The organism is Agromyces sp. S2-1-8, from assembly GCF_021129215.1.
GTDB classification, from domain to species: domain Bacteria; phylum Actinomycetota; class Actinomycetes; order Actinomycetales; family Microbacteriaceae; genus Agromyces; species Agromyces chromiiresistens.
The window spans coordinates 2191687-2208432 of the sequence record NZ_JAJOLP010000001.1; the positions used below are offsets into that span (position 1 = coordinate 2191687).

The 16746-nt window shown below is 70.6% G+C and carries 12 protein-coding genes; 9 read left to right on the forward strand and 3 right to left on the reverse strand.

Annotated elements, in window-relative coordinates:
- Nucleotides 1-77: 77 nt before the first annotated feature.
- On the reverse strand, nt 78-539 hold the full coding sequence (locus LR269_RS09980; RefSeq protein WP_231430642.1) for a hypothetical protein: 462 nt from the start codon (nt 537-539) through the stop codon (nt 78-80).
- Between the two features lie 118 nt (nt 540-657).
- Nucleotides 658-846 carry a hypothetical protein gene (locus LR269_RS09985; RefSeq protein ID WP_231430643.1) on the reverse strand — a complete coding sequence of 63 codons (189 nt, stop codon included), beginning with the start codon at nt 844-846 and terminating at the stop codon, nt 658-660.
- A gap of 97 nt (nt 847-943) precedes the next feature.
- Here LR269_RS09985 and LR269_RS09990 point away from each other — a divergent pair, with 97 nt between their 5' ends.
- The 3 genes from LR269_RS09990 to LR269_RS10000 are packed head-to-tail and all read left to right on the forward strand — an operon-like array spanning nt 944 to nt 6550.
- Nucleotides 944-1558: a TetR/AcrR family transcriptional regulator gene (locus tag LR269_RS09990; RefSeq protein ID WP_231430644.1), complete on the forward strand. Its 615-nt coding sequence runs from the start codon at nt 944-946 to the stop codon at nt 1556-1558.
- Nucleotides 1559-1568: 10 nt separating this feature from the next.
- Nucleotides 1569-4448, forward strand: coding sequence for an MMPL family transporter (locus LR269_RS09995; RefSeq protein ID WP_231430645.1), 2880 nt, complete (start codon nt 1569-1571; stop codon nt 4446-4448).
- Nucleotides 4445-6550, forward strand: a complete 2106-nt coding sequence (locus LR269_RS10000) for a YhgE/Pip family protein (protein ID WP_231430646.1) — start codon at nt 4445-4447, stop codon at nt 6548-6550. The genes LR269_RS09995 and LR269_RS10000 overlap by 4 nt, the downstream gene beginning before the upstream one ends.
- Nucleotides 6551-6652: 102 nt before the next feature.
- Here the strand turns inward: LR269_RS10000 and LR269_RS10005 are convergent, their stop codons facing one another.
- The gene (locus tag LR269_RS10005) at nt 6653-7051 is read right to left on the reverse strand and encodes a RidA family protein (RefSeq protein WP_231430647.1); all 399 of its coding nucleotides are present in this window, start codon (nt 7049-7051) and stop codon (nt 6653-6655) included.
- A 111-nt stretch (nt 7052-7162) separates the two neighbouring features.
- Here LR269_RS10005 and LR269_RS10010 point away from each other — a divergent pair, with 111 nt between their 5' ends.
- The 6 genes from LR269_RS10010 to LR269_RS10035 all read left to right on the forward strand — a co-directional run bounded on the left by LR269_RS10010 (nt 7163) and on the right by LR269_RS10035 (nt 16633).
- On the forward strand, nt 7163-9409 hold the full coding sequence (locus LR269_RS10010) for a bifunctional alpha,alpha-trehalose-phosphate synthase (UDP-forming)/trehalose-phosphatase (RefSeq protein WP_231430648.1): 2247 nt from the start codon (nt 7163-7165) through the stop codon (nt 9407-9409).
- A gap of 9 nt (nt 9410-9418) precedes the next feature.
- Nucleotides 9419-11113, forward strand: a complete 1695-nt coding sequence (gene ilvD / locus LR269_RS10015) for a dihydroxy-acid dehydratase (protein WP_231430649.1) — start codon at nt 9419-9421, stop codon at nt 11111-11113.
- Nucleotides 11114-11158: 45 nt separating this feature from the next.
- The gene (locus LR269_RS10020) at nt 11159-12961 is read left to right on the forward strand and encodes an acetolactate synthase large subunit (protein ID WP_231430650.1); all 1803 of its coding nucleotides are present in this window, start codon (nt 11159-11161) and stop codon (nt 12959-12961) included.
- 2 nt (nt 12962-12963) lie between these two features.
- The gene (gene ilvN, locus LR269_RS10025) at nt 12964-13473 is read left to right on the forward strand and encodes an acetolactate synthase small subunit (protein WP_231430651.1); all 510 of its coding nucleotides are present in this window, start codon (nt 12964-12966) and stop codon (nt 13471-13473) included.
- Between the two features lie 67 nt (nt 13474-13540).
- On the forward strand, nt 13541-14569 hold the full coding sequence (gene ilvC, locus LR269_RS10030; RefSeq protein WP_231430652.1) for a ketol-acid reductoisomerase: 1029 nt from the start codon (nt 13541-13543) through the stop codon (nt 14567-14569).
- A 174-nt stretch (nt 14570-14743) separates the two neighbouring features.
- A complete protein-coding gene (locus tag LR269_RS10035; protein WP_231430653.1) occupies nt 14744-16633 on the forward strand; it encodes a 5'-nucleotidase C-terminal domain-containing protein in 1890 nt (629 codons plus the stop codon).
- Nucleotides 16634-16746 lie beyond the last annotated feature (113 nt).

Below are 16746 nucleotides of genomic sequence, written 5' to 3' on the forward strand. Positions count from 1 at the left end.
TCGGGGGTCGATTTTGGAAGCGCACGGTGGGGGTCTCGAGGCGCGCCGGCGCTCGCTCGTCACCCCGCTCGACGGGGTCAGGCGGCGGCGCGAGCCTCGAGCTCGGTGAGCGGACCGAACGGCCGCACGTCGGCTTCGAGGGCGGATGCGTCGGCGTCGGCGTCGATCGAACCGGAGGTCTCGACGGGGTCGGCCCAGACGATGAGCGGCGCGGGCTCCCAGCCGAGCGCCATCGACTCTTCGCCTGCGGGAACCACGACCGCGACCGAGTCGCGCTCGTCGAGGATCGCACGGGTGAGTTCAGCGGCGATCTGGTGCGTCAGCATCGCGTGGAAGATGCGGTCGGTGTCGCCGTCGCTGCGGCGCACGAGCGACCAGCCGCCGCCCGGGCCGATGAACTCGGAGAGGCGGGCGTTCAGCAGTTCGAAGATGTGCTCGCCGCGCAGGTCGGCCGCGGTGGGGCGCGGTGCGGGAGCGGGAGCGGCAGCGTGTGCGGAGGCCTGGGCGGCAAGCCGAGCGCGTCGCCAACGGCGGAACATCGGTGGCCCCTCTCGTCGTGTTGCAGCGGGTACTGCGATATTCGGGTCGTTCGCTCCAGTTTCGGGCACGGCGGAGCGGATTCCGCAAGACACGCCGCAGAGCGGCGGCTGCGACCGGCTATTCGCCGAGCTCGGGTCGCTTCGTCTCTTCGGCCACCGTGCCGATCGCGATCGCGAGGCTCGCGGCCCACGAGATCCAGAGCAGCAGCAGTCGCCAGTCGCGCGGACCCGACGCGGTGGCCTTGATCACGGTGATGCCGCTGACGGCTGCTGAGATCACGGCTCCGCTGAAGAGGTACTTGCGCATGGCGCCACGCTACCGCGCCACCCGCCCGTGCTGGGAGTCATCCGTGAATCTGACCGATCGTGCAGGATCTGACCGATCGGTCAAGTACCGTCGGAGCATGCCCACCGATGCGACCGCACCTCCGCGCGCCCGCGCGAGCGACGAGCTGCTGCACGCCGCCCTCGAACAGTTCGCCACCGTCGGCTTCGCCGGCACGTCGCTGCAGCAGATCGCCGACCACGCCGGCTACTCGAAGTCGAGCGTGCTCTACCACTACGCCTCGAAGGAGGCGCTGCTCGAGGCCGGCATCGCGCCCGCGATCGAGCGGCTCGAGGTGCTCGTCGCCGAGTTCGCCGAGGGGCGCCGCTCCGATGCGGCGCGCGGCGCGTTCATCGGCCGGTTCGTCGACCTGCTGCTCGGGGAGCGCCTCGCCGTGCACCTCTTCGTGAGCCAGGGGCACTCGCTCGGCGACATCCCGATCGTGAAGCGCGGCAACGCCGCGATCCGCGTCCTCGCCGACGCGATCTGCTCGGGAGCCTCGCTCGCCGAGCAGATGCGCTTCGGCGTCGCGCTCGCCGGGGCCACCTACGCCCTCGTCGCCGGGGCGACGTTCTTCGACGACGACGAGATGAGCGAGCTCATGAACACCCACTCCGACGACGAGGTGCGCACGGCCCTCGTCGACGTGCTCACCGAACTGCTGATCCCGGCCGACGGCCGGCCGACCCGTTAAGGCACCGCCCATGGCTCTGCTCCTCCATCGCATCGGGCGATTCGCCTACCGCCGCGCCTGGCTCGTCATCGTCGCGTGGGTCGTCGCGCTCGGCGCCGTCCTCGGCACCGGCGTCGCGCTCGGCGGCCAGCTGCAGGACTCGTTCGCCATCCCCGGCACCGAGTCGCAGCAGGCGATCGACCAGCTCGCCGCCGTCTTCCCGCAGACCGCTGGGGCGTCGGCGAAGGCCGTCGTCGAGGCCCCGGAAGGGGAGTCGGTCGAATCGGCGCAGTACCAGGGCGCCATCGAGGACATGGAATCCGCCCTCGAGGACGTCGACGGCATCGCGAGCGTTCTCGGGCCGTTCGACGAGTACGCGGGCGACCAGGTCTCGGGCGACGAGCGCACCGCGTACATCCAGATCACGTTCGACGGACAGGTCACCGACGTGACCCCCGAGACCCTCGACGAGGTCACCGCGACCGGCGAGATCGGCACCGACGCCGGGCTCCAGGTCGCGTTCGGCGGCGATGTCTTCCAGGAGACGAGCTTCGGCCTCACCATCACCGAGGTGTTCGGCGTGCTGTTCGCCGCCGTCGTGCTGATCATCACCTTCGGCTCGCTGCTGGCCGCGGGGATGCCGCTGCTCACCGCACTCGTGGGCGTCGGCACCGCCGTCGGCGGCATCACGATCGTCGCGGCGTTCGCGACGGTCTCGTCGACCGCGCCCATGCTCGCCGTCATGATCGGGCTCGCGGTCGGCATCGACTACGCCCTGTTCATCCTCTCGCGGCACCGCAACCAGCTCGCCCGCGGACAGGACCCGGAGGAGAGCGCGGCCGAGGCCGTCGCGACCGCGGGCGGCGCCGTCGTCTTCGCCGGACTCACGGTGATCATCGCGCTCCTCGGACTCCTCGTCGTCGGCATCCCGTTCCTCAGCGTCATGGGCGTCGGCGCCGCGTTCGCCGTCTTCATCGCGGTGGCCGGTGCGGTCACGCTCCTGCCGGCGCTGCTCGGGGTCTTCGGGCGCAAGCTCACGCCGAAGCCCGGCAGCCGTGCGCACCGTCGGGCGAACGCCGCCGACGAGGGCGGCGAGCGCACGATGGGCCGCCGCTGGGTCGACCTCGTGCTCAAGGCGCCCGTCGTCTTCGTCGTCGCCGTGGTCGGCCTGCTCGGCCTGGCCGCGGTGCCGGCGCTCAGCCTGGACCTCAACCTGCCGAACGGCTCGGGCGAGGCCGGATCGACCCAGCGCGAGGCCTACGAGATGATCGACGACGGCTTCGGCCCCGGGTACAACGGTCCCCTCATCGTCACGGTCGACATCACGCAGACGACCGACATCTTCGACGACCTCGACGCGATCGGCGCCCGCATCGCCGAACTCGACGACGTCGCCTACGTCGGCGACGGCCTGCCGAACGAGACGGTCGACACGGCGATCATCCAGGTCATCCCCGAGTCGGCGCCCGACTCGCCCGAGACGAAGGAGCTCGTCGCCTCGATCCGCGACCTCGCCCCGTCGATCGAGCGGGACTACGGCACTCCGATCGCGGTGACCGGCTTCACCGCGGTCGCGATCGACATCTCGAACCGGCTCGCCGACGCCCTCGTGCCGTTCGCCCTCATCGTCGTCGGACTCTCGGTGGTGCTCCTGCTCATGGTGTTCCGCTCGGTGTTCGTGCCGATCAAGGCCGCACTCGGCTTCCTCCTGTCGGCGTTCGGCGCCATCGGCGCGACGGTCGCGATCTTCCAGTGGGGATGGTTCGCCGACCTGCTGCACGTCGAGCCCGGCCCGATCCTGAGCTTCCTCCCCATCCTGCTCATGGCCGTGCTGTTCGGCCTCGCGATGGACTACGAGGTGTTCCTCGTGTCGGGCATGCGCGAGGAGTTCGTGAAGACGAAGGAGCCGCGCACGTCGATCGTGCACGGGTTCCAGCACGCCGCACGCGTCGTCACGGCTGCCGCGCTCATCATGTTCTTCGTCTTCTTCGCGTTCGTGCCCGAGGGGTCCGGCGTCATCAAGGGCATCGCGTTCGCCCTCGCGATCGGCGTGGCCTTCGACGCCTTCCTCGTGCGCATGACCCTCGTGCCCGCCGCGATGGCGCTCGCCGGGACGTCGGCGTGGTGGCTGCCGAAGTGGCTCGCCCGCATCCTCCCCGACGTCGACATCGAGGGCGAGGGCCTGCGCGCCCACCTCGAGCAGGCCGAGTGGGCGGCGGCGCGACCGGCGGCCGTCAACCTCGACGAAGCGGTCTTCGGGCTGCCCGAGCGGCCGATCGGGCCGCTCGCGGTCGAGGTCCCGACCGGCGGCGTGCTCGTCGTGCGCGGCGAGGCCGTCGACCGCCGTGTCGTCGCCGCGTCGCTCGCGGGCCGGCTCGCACCGGTCTCGGGCCGGGTCGCGGTGCAGGGCACACCCCTGCCGACCGGCGCGGGGCGGGTCATGCGGCAGGTCGCCATGGCCGAGGTCGCCTCCGACGCTCCGACCGGCTCGACCGTCGGCGAGCTCATCGCCGCCCGCCTCGACGCGACCCGTCCGTGGTACCGGCTCGCCCCGTCGAGCTCGCTCGTCCGCGAGTGGGCCGACCGTGCCGCGACCGCGCTCGGCGTCGACCGGACTCGGCTCGGCGTCGACACCCCGCTGTCGGCGCTCGGTGCCGAAGCCCGCACCGTCGTCGCCGTGGCGGCGGCGCTCGCCGAGCGTCCCGGAGTCGTCGTCGTCGACATCGACGACGATCCGGGCGACGCGAGCGACGAGCTCTGGGCCGCGCTCGGCCGGCTCCTGCCCGCGCAGGTCACCCTCATCGTCGGGCTCGGTGCCGGGTCGTGCACGCCCGACGCGACGCCCGAGCTCGCAGCCCGAGGCATCCGATTCATCGAACCCGTTTCACGCTCCCTGGAGGCACAGCGATGAGCTCCCGACTCGCCCGCCTGTTCGGCTCGACCCCCGCCCAGCGCCGCGTGCGCTACGGCGTGCTCGTCGCCGCCGTGATCGCCGTCCCCCTCGCCGTCACCGGGCTCGTCTCGGGCGCGCTCGGCGGCGCCGACGACAATCTCGAGCAGATCCCCGCCGTCGTCGTCAACAACGACGAGATGGTCACGATGACCCTGCCCGACGGCACCGAGCAGCCCGTGCTCGCCGGCCGCCAGCTCGTGACCGAGCTCACCGGGCCCGACACCGCAGGGTTCGAGTGGACGATCTCGAACGACGAAGAGGCCGCCGACAAGCTCGCCTCGGGCGAGGCGTACGCCGTGCTCACCATCCCCTCCGACTTCTCGGAGTCGGTCACGTCGATCTCGGGGGAGTCGCCGACCCGTGCGAACCTCGACATCCGCACCGACGACGCGCACGGCTACCTCACCGGCTCGGTCGCCCAGTCGGTGGGCGACGCTATGTCGACCGCCTTCGGTCGCGAACTCACGACCCAGTACCTCGAGGGCTTCTACGGCAACCTCGCCACCATGGGAGGCTCGCTCGGCGACGCCGCCGACGGCGCCGCGCAGCTCTCGAGCGGTGCGGGCTCGCTCTCGAACGGCATCGGCCAGCTCGCCGACGGCGTCGCGCAGTCGGCCGCCGGTGCCTCGGATGCCGCGGACGGAGCATCGGCGTACGCCGGTGGGGTCGCCCAGTACACGCAGGGCGTCGACGGCATCGCGAGCGGCCTCTCGAGCTACTCGAGCGGTGTCGCCCAGTACACCCAGGGCGTCGACGGCATCGCGAGCGGGCTCTCACAGCTCGAGCAGAACACCGACCAGCTGGGCCAGCTCGGCGACGGCGTCGTGGCGTACACCGGGGGCGTCACGGCGCTCTCGGACAACTATGCCGCGCTCGAACCCGGCCTCCTCGCCCTGATCGACCAGACCATCTCGACCGCGACCGGCGGAGCCGCCGACTGCACTACGAAGCCGCTGCCGACAGAGCTCACCTCCCTCTGCGAGATGCGTGCGGGCGTCGTCGGCGTCGGCGACGGCGCCGAAACCCTCTCGACGGAAGGTGCACCGCTCGCCGCCGGCGGGGCCGGGCTGCCGGCGCTGCAGGAGGGCATCGGCGGGCTCTCCACCGGCGCCGCGAAGCTCTCGGCCGGCTCGGCCGGGCTTCGCGACGGCGCTGCGGGACTCGCATCGGGCGCGCAGCAGCTCTCGGCCGGATCCGCGGGGCTGAGCGACGGCGCGAACGGCCTCGCCTCGGGCATCGGCGAGCTCGCCGGCGGGCTCGGCCAGCTCGAGTCGGGCGCCGACGGCGCCGCCGACGGCGCCACGAAGCTCGCGACCGGCGCCGACTCCCTCGCCGACGGCCTCGCCTCGGGCGCGAAGGAGGCGCAGAAGCTCGGCGACATCGACGCGGCGAAGACCGCCGACGTCGTCGCAGAACCGGTGAGCGTCGACACGTCGCGCGAGAACGAGATCGCTTCGACGAGCGAGGTCATCGGCATGCTGTTCGTACCGATCGGGCTCTGGCTCGGCGCGATGGCGCTCTTCCTCGTGTTCCGGCCGTTCGGCCGCGAAGCGCTGCGCAGCACGGCCTCGACCGGCGGGCTCGTCTGGCGCTCCCTCGCGCGCGCCGGGCTCATCGCGCTCGCGCAGGCGGTCGCCGTCGTGCTCCTGCTGCACGGCGCCTTGGGCGTCGCATGGAGCCTGCTGCCGCAGACCCTCGCGTTCTCGGCTCTGCTCGCGCTCGCCTTCACGGCGCTGCACGCGTTCTTCACGGCGTGGCTCGGCCGGGCCGGACTGCTCGTCTCGCTCGTGCTCGTCGCGCTGCAGTTGACGTCGACGGGCGGGCTCGTGCCGATCGAGGTGCTGAGCGGGCCGTACCAGGCGATCAGCCCGTTCCTGCCGCTCACGTGGGCGGTGCAGGGCATGCAGACGATCGTGTCGGGTGCGGGCGGGGGAGCCGTCGCGGGCGCGGCCGGCGTGATCGCGCTGTTCGGCGTGATCGGGGTCGTCGGCACCGCGATCGTGGTCGGCCGACGCCGAGGCATCCGCTCGATCGGATTCGCGGCCGCAGCGCTCGGCTGAGCGAACCCGCCGCCGGTCGAGTCGGCGCGCCGGGAGGGTATCGGGGCACCTGCGGTGGTGGTCTCGCTACGCTCCTCGGGCGCTACTCGACCGGCGGTGGAATCAGGCGGGCAGCGCAGCGATCGCGCTCACCTCGATGAGCGCGCCCGGCACCCCGAGGCCCGCGACCGTCGCCGCGGTGACGAGGGGCGGCGCGCCGCCCGTGGCGAGGCGCGGCGCGATCGCACCGTAGGCGGCGCGCAGATCGGCGCCGTCGGCGATGAGCACGGTCCACTGCACGACGTCGGCGAGCGACGCACCCGCCGCGGCGAGGGCGACGGCCGCATTGTCGATGGTGCGCACGGCCTGCTCGGCGATGTCGCCCGAGACGACCGAGCCCGTCTCGTCGACGCCGTTCTGGCCGCCGAGGTAGACGGTCGTCGCGCCGGCGGGAACGATCGCGACGTGGCTGAACGCCGGGCTCACGACGAGCCCGTCTGGCTGGAGGCGTTGGATGTCCATGACCCGATGCTGGCAGGAACCCCCGACATCGGGGTGCGCGTCGACCCGACCGTCCGGCGCATGCGGGGGCGCTGTTAGCCTGAGGACAGCGCGAGGAGGGACATCCGCTCTATGAACGCCCCCGAACCATCACGCGACGACCTGTACGTCGATGCCGCCTACGACATGATCGTGGTCTCGAACCGGTTGCCCGTCGACTACCAGGCGGGGCCCGACGGCGAGACGCAGTGGAAGAGCTCGCCCGGCGGGCTCGTCACCGCCCTCGAGCCGGTCATGCGCACCGCCGACGGCGCCTGGATCGGGTGGGCCGGCGTGGCCGACCGCGAGTTCGAGCCGTTCGAGCACGACGGCATCTCCATCATCCCGGTGCCGCTCAGCGAGTCGGAGCTCGAGGAGTACTACGAGGGGTTCTCGAACGACACGCTCTGGCCGCTCTACCACGACGTGATCGCGCCGCCGTCGTACCACCGCGAGTGGTGGGACGCGTACGTGCGCGTCAACCGGCGCTTCGCCGAGGCGGCCGCCAGGGCCGCGTCGCCGGGCGCCGTCGTCTGGGTGCAGGACTACCAGCTGCAGCTCGTGCCGCGCATGCTGCGCGAGAGCCGGCCCGACCTCGTGATCGGCTTCTTCAACCACATCCCGTTCCCGGCGTACGGCATCTACTCGCAGCTGCCGTGGCGCCGCCAGGTCGTCCACGGACTGCTCGGTGCCGACGTCATCGGCTTCCAGCGCGCTGCCGACGCCGGCAACTTCACGCGGGCGGTGCGGCGGCTCTTCGGCTTCGCGACGCGCGGCAGCGTCATCGACGTGCCCGATGACTCGGGCGAGGTGCGGCACGTCGTCGCCAGGCAGTTCCCCATCTCGATCGACTCGGCCGGCTTCGAGGAGATCGCCCGCCGGCCCGAGGTGCAGGCCCGGGCCCGCGAGATCCGCGCGAGCCTCGGCGATCCCGAGACGATCATGCTCGGGGTCGACCGGCTCGACTACACGAAGGGCATCCGGCATCGGCTGAAGGCGTTCGGCGAGCTGCTGCGCGACGGACGCCTCTCGGTGCAGCAGGCCACGCTCGTGCAGGTCGCGAGTCCGTCGCGCGAGCGCGTCGAGACGTACCGGCAGCTCCGCGACGAGATCGAGCTCATGGTGGGCCGCCTGAACGGCGACTACTCGACGCTCGGCCACCAGGCGATCGCGTACCTGCACCACGGCTACCCGCGCGAGGAGATGGTGGCGCTCTACCTCGCCGCCGACGTCATGCTCGTGACGGCGCTGCGCGACGGCATGAACCTCGTCGCGAAGGAGTACGTCGCGTGCCGATTCGACGAAGACGGGGTCCTGCTGCTCAGCGAGTTCACCGGCGCGAGCGATGAGCTGCGCCAGGCCGTGCTCGTCAACCCGCACGACATCGAGGGCGTGAAGGACGCGATGGTCGAGGCGGTGTCGATGCCCAAGCGGGAGCGCACGCGGCGCATGCGGGCGCTCCGACGGCGCGTCCGCGACAACGACGTCGCGAACTGGTCGGCCTCGTTCCTGAAGACCCTCACGGGGGCCGGCATCATCGCCCCGGGCGTGCCCGAGCCGCTCGAGGCGGCCGTCCGTCGCGTCGCCGGCGCCGAGCGGCTGCTCGTGGCACTCGACTTCGACGGCACCCTCGCGCCGCTCGTCGACCGTCCTGAAGACGCGAGGGCGACCGGACGCGCCCGCGCCGCCGTCGAGCGGCTCGCGGCGGCCGACGACACCCGTGTCGCGATCGTCTCGGGCCGTGCGCTCGAGAGCCTGCGCGAGGTCGCCGACCCGCCGCACGGCGCCCTGCTGAGCGGTTCGCACGGCGTCGAACTGCAGCTCGACGGGGGAGCGGTGACGATGGAGCTGCGCGACGGCGAGCTCGCCGATCTCGAGGAGCTCACCCGCATCCTCGACGAGATCGCCGCGGGCGATGCGGCGGCGTGGGTCGAGTGGAAGCCGGCCGGACTCGCGCTGCACACGCGCAAGGTGCCCGCGGCCACGGCCAGCGAGTTGCAGCGCGCGGCGCGCGAGCGGGTCGCCGCCGAGCTGCCCGACCTCACGATGCGGGCCGGCAAGGGGGTCATCGAGTTCTCGGTGCGGCCGAGCGACAAGGGCGAGGCGCTCATGCGGCTCCGCCAGCATGCGGGCGCGAGTGCGGTCGTCTACGTCGGCGACGACGTCACCGACGAAGACGCCTTCGCCACCCTCGAGGGCGATGACGTCGGGGTGAAGGTCGGCCAGGGGCGCTCGCTCGCGACGCACCGGGTGCGCAGCCCCGAGGATGTCGCGCTCCTGCTCGAGCGCCTCGCCGACGAGCGTGACATCTCGCGCGGGGCCCCATCGCGCTGGCCATAGACTCGATGCATGTCGGAGTTCGATCCCAAACCGCGTAGTCGTACCGTCACCGATGGCATCGAGGCCATGACGAGCCGGGGCATGCTCCGCGCCGTCGGCATGGGCGATGCCGACTGGGACAAGCCGCAGATCGGCATCGCGAGCTCGTGGAACGAGATCACCCCCTGCAACCTCTCGCTCGGCCGCCTCGCGCAGGCCGCGAAGGAGGGCGTGCACGGCGGCGGCGGCTACCCGCTGCAGTTCGGCACCGTCTCGGTCTCCGACGGCATCTCGATGGGGCACGAGGGCATGCACTTCTCGCTCGTCTCGCGCGAGGTCATCGCCGACTCGGTCGAGGTCGTCATGCAGGCCGAGCGCCTCGACGGCTCGGTGCTGCTCGCCGGCTGCGACAAGTCGATCCCCGGCATGCTCATGGCGGCCGCCCGCCTCGACCTCGCGAGCGTCTTCCTCTACGCCGGCTCGATCGCGCCCGGTTGGGTGCGCCTCTCCGACGGCACCGAGAAGGACATCACGATCATCGACTCGTTCGAGGCGGTCGGCGCGGTCAAGGCCGGCACCATGAGCGAGGCCGATGCGAAGCGCATCGAGTGCGCCTTCGCGCCCGGCGAGGGCGCCTGCGGCGGCATGTACACCGCGAACACGATGGCGTCGGTCGCCGAGGCGCTCGGGCTCTCGCTGCCCGGCTCCGCCTCGCCGGCGTCGGCCGACCGCCGCCGCGACTACTACGCGCACCGCTCCGGCGAGGCCGTCGTCAACCTCCTCAACAAGGGCATCACCGCCCGCCAGATCCTCACCAAGAAGGCCTTCGAGAACGCCATCGCCGTCGGCATGGCGCTCGGCGGCTCGACGAACATCGTGCTGCACCTGCTCGCGATCGCCCGCGAGGCCGAGGTCGATCTCACCCTCGACGACTTCAACCGCATCGGCTCGAAGGTGCCGCACATCGGCGACCTCAAGCCGTTCGGCAAGTACGTCATGAACGACGTCGACCGCCGCGGCGGCGTGCCCGTGCTCATGAAGGCGCTGCTCGACGCGGGCCTCCTGCACGGCGACGTGCTCACCGTCACCGGCAAGACCATGGCCGAGAACCTCGCCGAGCTCGACCTGCCGCCGCTCGACGGCGAGGTGCTGCACACCCTCGACGACCCGATCCACGAGACCGGCGGCCTCACCATCCTTCACGGTACGCTCGCGCCCGAGGGCGCGGTCGTGAAGACCGCCGGCTTCGACGCGGCCGTGTTCGAGGGCCCTGCGCGCGTGTTCGAGCGCGAGCGCGGCGCGATGGATGCGCTCACGAACGGCGAGATCAAGCACGGCGACGTCGTCGTGATCCGCTACGAGGGGCCGAAGGGCGGCCCCGGCATGCGCGAGATGCTCGCGATCACCGCGGCCATCAAGGGCGCAGGGCTCGGAAAAGATGTACTACTCTTGACGGACGGTCGATTCTCAGGCGGCACAACCGGCCTGTGCATCGGCCATCTGGCACCCGAAGCAGTCGACGCAGGTCCGATTGCTTTCGTGCGCGATGGTGATCTGATTCGGGTCGATATCGCAGCCCGGTCCATCGACCTACTTGTCGACGAGGCCGAGCTGGCTGCCCGCCGTGAGGGCTGGGCTCCGCTTCCTCCGCGCTACACCCGAGGCGTTCTCGCGAAGTACTCCAAGCTCGTGCGCTCCGCTGCCGAAGGCGCGACGACGGGCTGAGTGCTGCGCACCCTTCGCAATCACCGTCCACCAGATAGGAACCGCATGCCCACGGAATCGTCCCCCGTGCCGACGCCTGCGGCCGTGCCGTCCGCTGCACCCGTGGAGATCACGGGTGCCGAGGCGGTCGTCCGTTCGCTCGAACTGCTCGGCATCACCGACGTCTTCGGACTCCCGGGCGGGGCCATCCTGCCCGTCTACGACCCGCTCTTCGAGAGCAAGAAGCTCCGCCACATCCTCGTCCGTCACGAGCAGGGCGGCGGCCACGCCGCCCAGGGCTACGCGTCGTCGAGCGGCCGACTCGGCGTCACGATCGCCACGTCGGGGCCCGGCGCGACGAACCTCGTCACCGCCATCGCCGACGCGCACATGGACTCGGTGCCGCTGCTCGCGATCACCGGCCAGGTGTTCTCGACGCTCATGGGCACCGACGCCTTCCAGGAGGCCGACATCGTCGGCATCACGATGCCGATCACGAAGCACTCCTTCCTCGTGAAGAAGGCGGAGGACATCCCCGCCACGATCGCCGCGGCCGTGCACATCGCCACGACGGGCCGGCCCGGCCCCGTGCTCGTCGACATCACGAAGGACGCCCAGCAGGCGAAGTTCCCCTTCCGATGGCCGCCGAAGGTCGAACTGCCCGGCTACCGCCCGATCACGAAGGCGCACGGCAAGCAGGTCACCGCCGCAGCCCAGCTGATCGCGGCGGCCAGGCGCCCGGTGCTCTACGTCGGCGGCGGCGTCATCCGCGCCCGCGCCTCCGAAGAGCTGCTCGCGCTCGCCGAGACGACGAAGGCCCCGGTCGTCACGACGCTCATGGCCCGCGGCGCCTTCCCCGACTCGCACCCGCAGCACCTCGGCATGCCCGGCATGCACGGCACCGTGCCCGCGGTGCTCGCGCTGCAGGAGTCCGACCTCATCGTCGCCCTCGGTGCGCGCTTCGACGACCGGGTCACCGGCAAGGCCGCGCTGTTCGCCCCCGATGCGAAGGTCGTGCACGTCGACATCGACCCCGCCGAGATCTCCAAGATCCGCACGGCCGACGTGCCGATCGTGGGCGACCTGAAAGAGGTGCTCGTCGACCTCGGCGCCGCCTACCGCGACGCGATCCGCGCGACGACGCCCGACCTCGACGAGTGGTGGGCGACGCTCGACGGGCTCCGCAACGAGTACCCGCTCGGCTACTCCGAGCCGAGCGACGGACTGCTCGCCCCGCAGTACGTGATCGAGCGCATCGGCGAGCTCACCGGCCCCGAGGGCGTCTACGCCGCGGGCGTCGGCCAGCACCAGATGTGGGCGGCCCAGTTCATCAAGTACGAGCGCCCCAACTCGTGGCTCAACTCCGGCGGCGCCGGCACGATGGGCTACGCGGTGCCCGCGGCGATGGGAGCGAAGGTCGCGCAGCCCGACCGCGACGTCTGGGCGATCGACGGCGACGGCTGCTTCCAGATGACGAACCAGGAGCTCGCGACGTGCGCCCTGAACGACATCCCCATCAAGGTCGCGGTCATCAACAACTCCTCGCTCGGCATGGTGCGCCAGTGGCAGACCCTGTTCTACGACGGCCGGTACTCGAACACCGACCTCAACACGGGGCACGACACCGTTCGCATCCCCGACTTCGTGAAGCTCGCCGAGGCGTACGGCGCCCTCGGCATCCGCGTCACGAAGAAAGAGGAGGTCGACGACGCGATCAAGCTCGCCCTCGAGACGAACGACCGCCCGGTCGTGATCGACTTCGTCGTCTCCGCCGACGCGATGGTGTGGCCGATGGTGCCGCAGGGTGTGTCGAACAGCTACATCCAGTACGCCCGCGATCACGCGCCGGCCTTCAGCGAGGAGGACTGACCATGTCGACCCACGTGCTCTCACTCCTCGTCGAGGACAAGCCCGGCCTCCTGACCCGCGTCGCGGGCCTCTTCGCACGCCGCGGCTTCAACATCGAGTCGCTCGCGGTCGGCCACTCCGAGATCGACGGCCTCAGCCGCATCACGGTCGTCGTCGACGTCGAGGACCTGCCGCTCGAGCAGGTGACGAAGCAGCTCAACAAGCTCGTCAACGTCATCAAGATCGTCGAGCTCGACCCCGCCCAGTCGGTGCAGCGCGAGCACCTGCTGATCAAGGTGCGCGTCGACAACACGACCCGCTCGCAGGTGCTCGAGGCGGTCAACCTCTTCCGCGCCCGCGTCGTCGACGTCTCGACCGACGCACTCGTGATCGAGGTCACCGGCGACTCGGGCAAGACCCAGGCGCTGCTCAAGGTGCTCGAGCCCTACGGCATCAAGGAGATCGCCCAGTCGGGTCTCCTCGCGATCGGCCGTGGCGGCAAGAGCATCACCGAACGCGTCTTCAAGAACTGAGCGCGGATGCCGCGGCACGGCGCCGAGGCATCCGTCATGAACACCCACACCAAGGAGAAGAACAGCAATGGCTGAGATGTATTACGACCAGGACGCCGACCTCTCGATCGTCCAGGGCAAGAAGGTCGCCGTCATCGGCTACGGCTCGCAGGGCCACGCGCACGCGCAGAACCTGCGCGACTCGGGCGTCGAGGTCGTCATCGGCCTCAAGGAGGGCTCGAAGTCGATCCAGAAGGCCGAAGAGGCCGGCTTCGAGGTCAAGAGCGTCGCGGATGCCGCGGCGTGGGCCGACGTCGTCGTCATCCTCGCCCCCGACCAGTACCAGCGCCACATCTACGCGGAGTCGGTGCGCGACAACCTCGTCGAGGGCAACGCGCTCGTCTTCGGTCACGGCTTCAACATCCGCTTCGGCTACATCGAGGCGCCCGCGGGCGTCGACGTGATCCTCGTCGCGCCGAAGGCGCCCGGTCACACCGTGCGCCGCGAGTTCGTCGCCGGCCGAGGCATCCCCGACATCATCGCCGTCGAGCAGGACGCGACCGGCACCGCCTGGGAGCTCGCGAAGTCGTACGCCAAGGGCATCGGCGGCACCCGCGCCGGCGTCATCAAGACCACCTTCACCGAAGAGACCGAGACCGACCTGTTCGGCGAGCAGGCCGTGCTCTGCGGCGGCACCTCGCAGCTCGTGCAGTACGGCTTCGAGACCCTCGTCGAGGCCGGCTACCAGCCCGAGATCGCCTACTTCGAGGTGCTGCACGAGCTCAAGCTCATCGTCGACCTCATGTGGGAGGGCGGCATCGCCAAGCAGCGCTGGTCGGTCTCCGACACGGCGGAGTACGGCGACTACGTGTCGGGCCCCCGCGTCATCGACCCGTCGGTCAAGGAGAACATGAAGGCGGTGCTCGCCGACATCCAGGACGGCACCTTCGCGAAGCGCTTCATCGCCGACCAGGACAACGGGCAGAAGGAGTTCCTCGAGCTCCGCGCCAAGGGCGAGCAGCACCCGATCGAGACGACCGGCCGCGAGCTGCGCAAGCTCTTCGCGTGGAACTCGTCGGACGACGACGACTACGTCGACGGCGAGGTCGCTCGCTGACCCACCCCGCCGGTTGAGGAGCGCCGGGCGAAGCCCGACGCGTCTCGAAACCCACACGGCCCGTCCAGGAATTCCCTCCTGGACGGGCCGTTCGTCGCCGTGCGCGAATGAGCACGAGGAATTCAGCTGCAAACCCTTGCAGTGAGGCATCCCGACGTGGTCGGATTCGATGCCATGAGCGATCACTCGAATCACGAACCCGTCCCCCGCTGGTGCTCGTGCGCAGTTCCCGACGAAGAGGTCGGCCACGCGTCGTCCGGTTTCACCCGACGAAACGTCCTGATCGGCGCCTCGGCCGCGACCGCCCTCGCCGCGGCCGGCTGGTCGGCCGCCCCGGCGACGGCGGCGACGAACGGCACGACGGCGAAGATCACGATCATGGGCACGTCCGACCTGCATGCGAACGTCGTCAACTGGGACTACTACAAGGACGCGGTGTACTACGACGGCAAGCCGGGTGTTCCGAGCAACGCGGTCGGGCTCTCTCGGGTGGCCAGCCTCGTGAAGCAGGTCCGCGCCGACCGGGGGCGCGGCAACACCTTGCTGTTCGACGCCGGCGACACCATCCAGGGCACCCCGCTCGGGTTCTACTACGCGACCGTCGATCCGATCACCGAATCGGGTGCGATGCACCCGGTGGCCGCGCAGATGAACGCCCTCGAGTACGACGCCGTCGCCCTCGGCAACCACGAGTTCAACTACGGCCTCGACTTCCTCGACAACTGGATCTCGCAGATGGACGCCCCGGTGCTCGCCGCGAACGCCGTCCACGCGGGCACGAAGGTTCCCCGGTACACGCCGTACACCATCACGTCGATGAAGGTCGCGAAGAGACACCCGCCCGTCAAGGTCGGCGTGCTCGGACTCACGAACCCCGGCGTGGTCATCTGGGACAAGGCGAACGTGTCGGGCAAGGTCGAGGTGCTCGACCTCGTCGAGACCGCCAAGCGCTGGGTTCCGGTGATGAAGGCCGAGGGCGCCCACATCATCGTCGTGAGCGCCCACTCGGGTGAGAGCGGCCTGTCGACCTACGGGCCCGAACTGCCGATCGAGAACGCGGCGAAGCTCGTCGCCGAGCAGGTGCCGGACGTCGACGTGATCCTCTTCGGTCACGCGCACGCGGAGATTCCCGAGCGCCTCGTCACGAACCTCGTGACCGGCGCCGAGGTCATCATGAGCGAGCCCAAGAACTGGGGCCAGCGCCTCAGCGTCTTCGACCTCGATCTCACCTACGCGCGCGGCAAGTGGTCCGTCGCCGAGCACAAGGCGTACCTGCTCAACGCGAACACCGTCGTCGACGACCCCGAGTTCGTCGCGATCGTGCGCGACCAGCACGATGCCGTCGTCGACTACATGCACTCGAAGGTCGCGGTCTCGACCGAGGAGATGCTCGCCGCCGAGTCCTGCTGGAAGGACACCGCGATCCTCGACTACGTCAACAAGGTGCAGACCGAGACCGTCGCCGCGGCGGTCGCCGGCACGCCCGAGGCCTCCCTGCCCATCGTCTCGATCGCCGCGCCCTTCAACCGGGCCGCGAGCTTCCCGCAGGGCGATGTGACGATCAAGGACGTCGCGGGGCTCTACATCTACGACAACACGCTCATGGCCTCGATCCTCACGGGCGCGCAGATCAAGCAGTACCTCGAGTTCTCTGCCGAGTACTTCAAGGTCGTCGCGCCCGACGCCCCGATCGAGCCCGAGAAGTGGACGAACGCGGCGACCCCGAGGTCGGCGTTCACACCCGACTACAACTACGACCAGTTCTCGGGCGTCGAGTACACGATCGACATCTCGAAGCCGGTCGGCCAGCGCATCTCGCCGCTCATGTACGACGGTGCGCCGGTGACCGACGGCCAGCAGTTCCTCGTCGCCGTGAACAACTACCGCCAGTCGGGCGGTGGAGGATTCCCGCACATCGCGTCGGCACCGGTCGTCTACAACGCCCAGGTCGCCATCCGCGAGGCGATCGTCGCCTACGCCTCGGAGCAGGGCACGATCGACCCGGCCACCTTCCACACCGTGAACTGGAAGCTCGTTCGCAACGGGGTGCCGGTCTTCCCGTAACGGGTCGTGTCGCGCGCACGGCGGCCCGCTCCGAGGATGCCTCGGGGCGGGCCGCCGCCGTGCGGCCGCGGTGTCGAGGTCCGCGGAGACGGCGGCGACGTCGGAGCGCGGTG

Excerpts from the sequence above, each read along its gene's own strand:
- LR269_RS09980 (WP_231430642.1), bottom strand. The coding sequence starts at position 539 with ATGTTCCGCCGTTGGCGACGCGCTCGGCTTGCCGCCCAGGCCTCCGCA.
- LR269_RS09985 (WP_231430643.1), bottom strand. The coding sequence starts at position 846 with ATGCGCAAGTACCTCTTCAGCGGAGCCGTGATCTCAGCAGCCGTCAGC.
- LR269_RS09990 (WP_231430644.1), top strand. The coding sequence starts at position 944 with ATGCCCACCGATGCGACCGCACCTCCGCGCGCCCGCGCGAGCGACGAG.
- LR269_RS09995 (WP_231430645.1), top strand. The coding sequence starts at position 1,569 with ATGGCTCTGCTCCTCCATCGCATCGGGCGATTCGCCTACCGCCGCGCC.
- LR269_RS10000 (WP_231430646.1), top strand. The coding sequence starts at position 4,445 with ATGAGCTCCCGACTCGCCCGCCTGTTCGGCTCGACCCCCGCCCAGCGC.
- LR269_RS10005 (WP_231430647.1), bottom strand. The coding sequence starts at position 7,051 with ATGGACATCCAACGCCTCCAGCCAGACGGGCTCGTCGTGAGCCCGGCG.
- LR269_RS10010 (WP_231430648.1), top strand. The coding sequence starts at position 7,163 with ATGAACGCCCCCGAACCATCACGCGACGACCTGTACGTCGATGCCGCC.
- ilvD (WP_231430649.1), top strand. The coding sequence starts at position 9,419 with ATGTCGGAGTTCGATCCCAAACCGCGTAGTCGTACCGTCACCGATGGC.
- LR269_RS10020 (WP_231430650.1), top strand. The coding sequence starts at position 11,159 with ATGCCCACGGAATCGTCCCCCGTGCCGACGCCTGCGGCCGTGCCGTCC.
- ilvN (WP_231430651.1), top strand. The coding sequence starts at position 12,964 with ATGTCGACCCACGTGCTCTCACTCCTCGTCGAGGACAAGCCCGGCCTC.
- ilvC (WP_231430652.1), top strand. The coding sequence starts at position 13,541 with ATGGCTGAGATGTATTACGACCAGGACGCCGACCTCTCGATCGTCCAG.
- LR269_RS10035 (WP_231430653.1), top strand. The coding sequence starts at position 14,744 with ATGAGCGATCACTCGAATCACGAACCCGTCCCCCGCTGGTGCTCGTGC.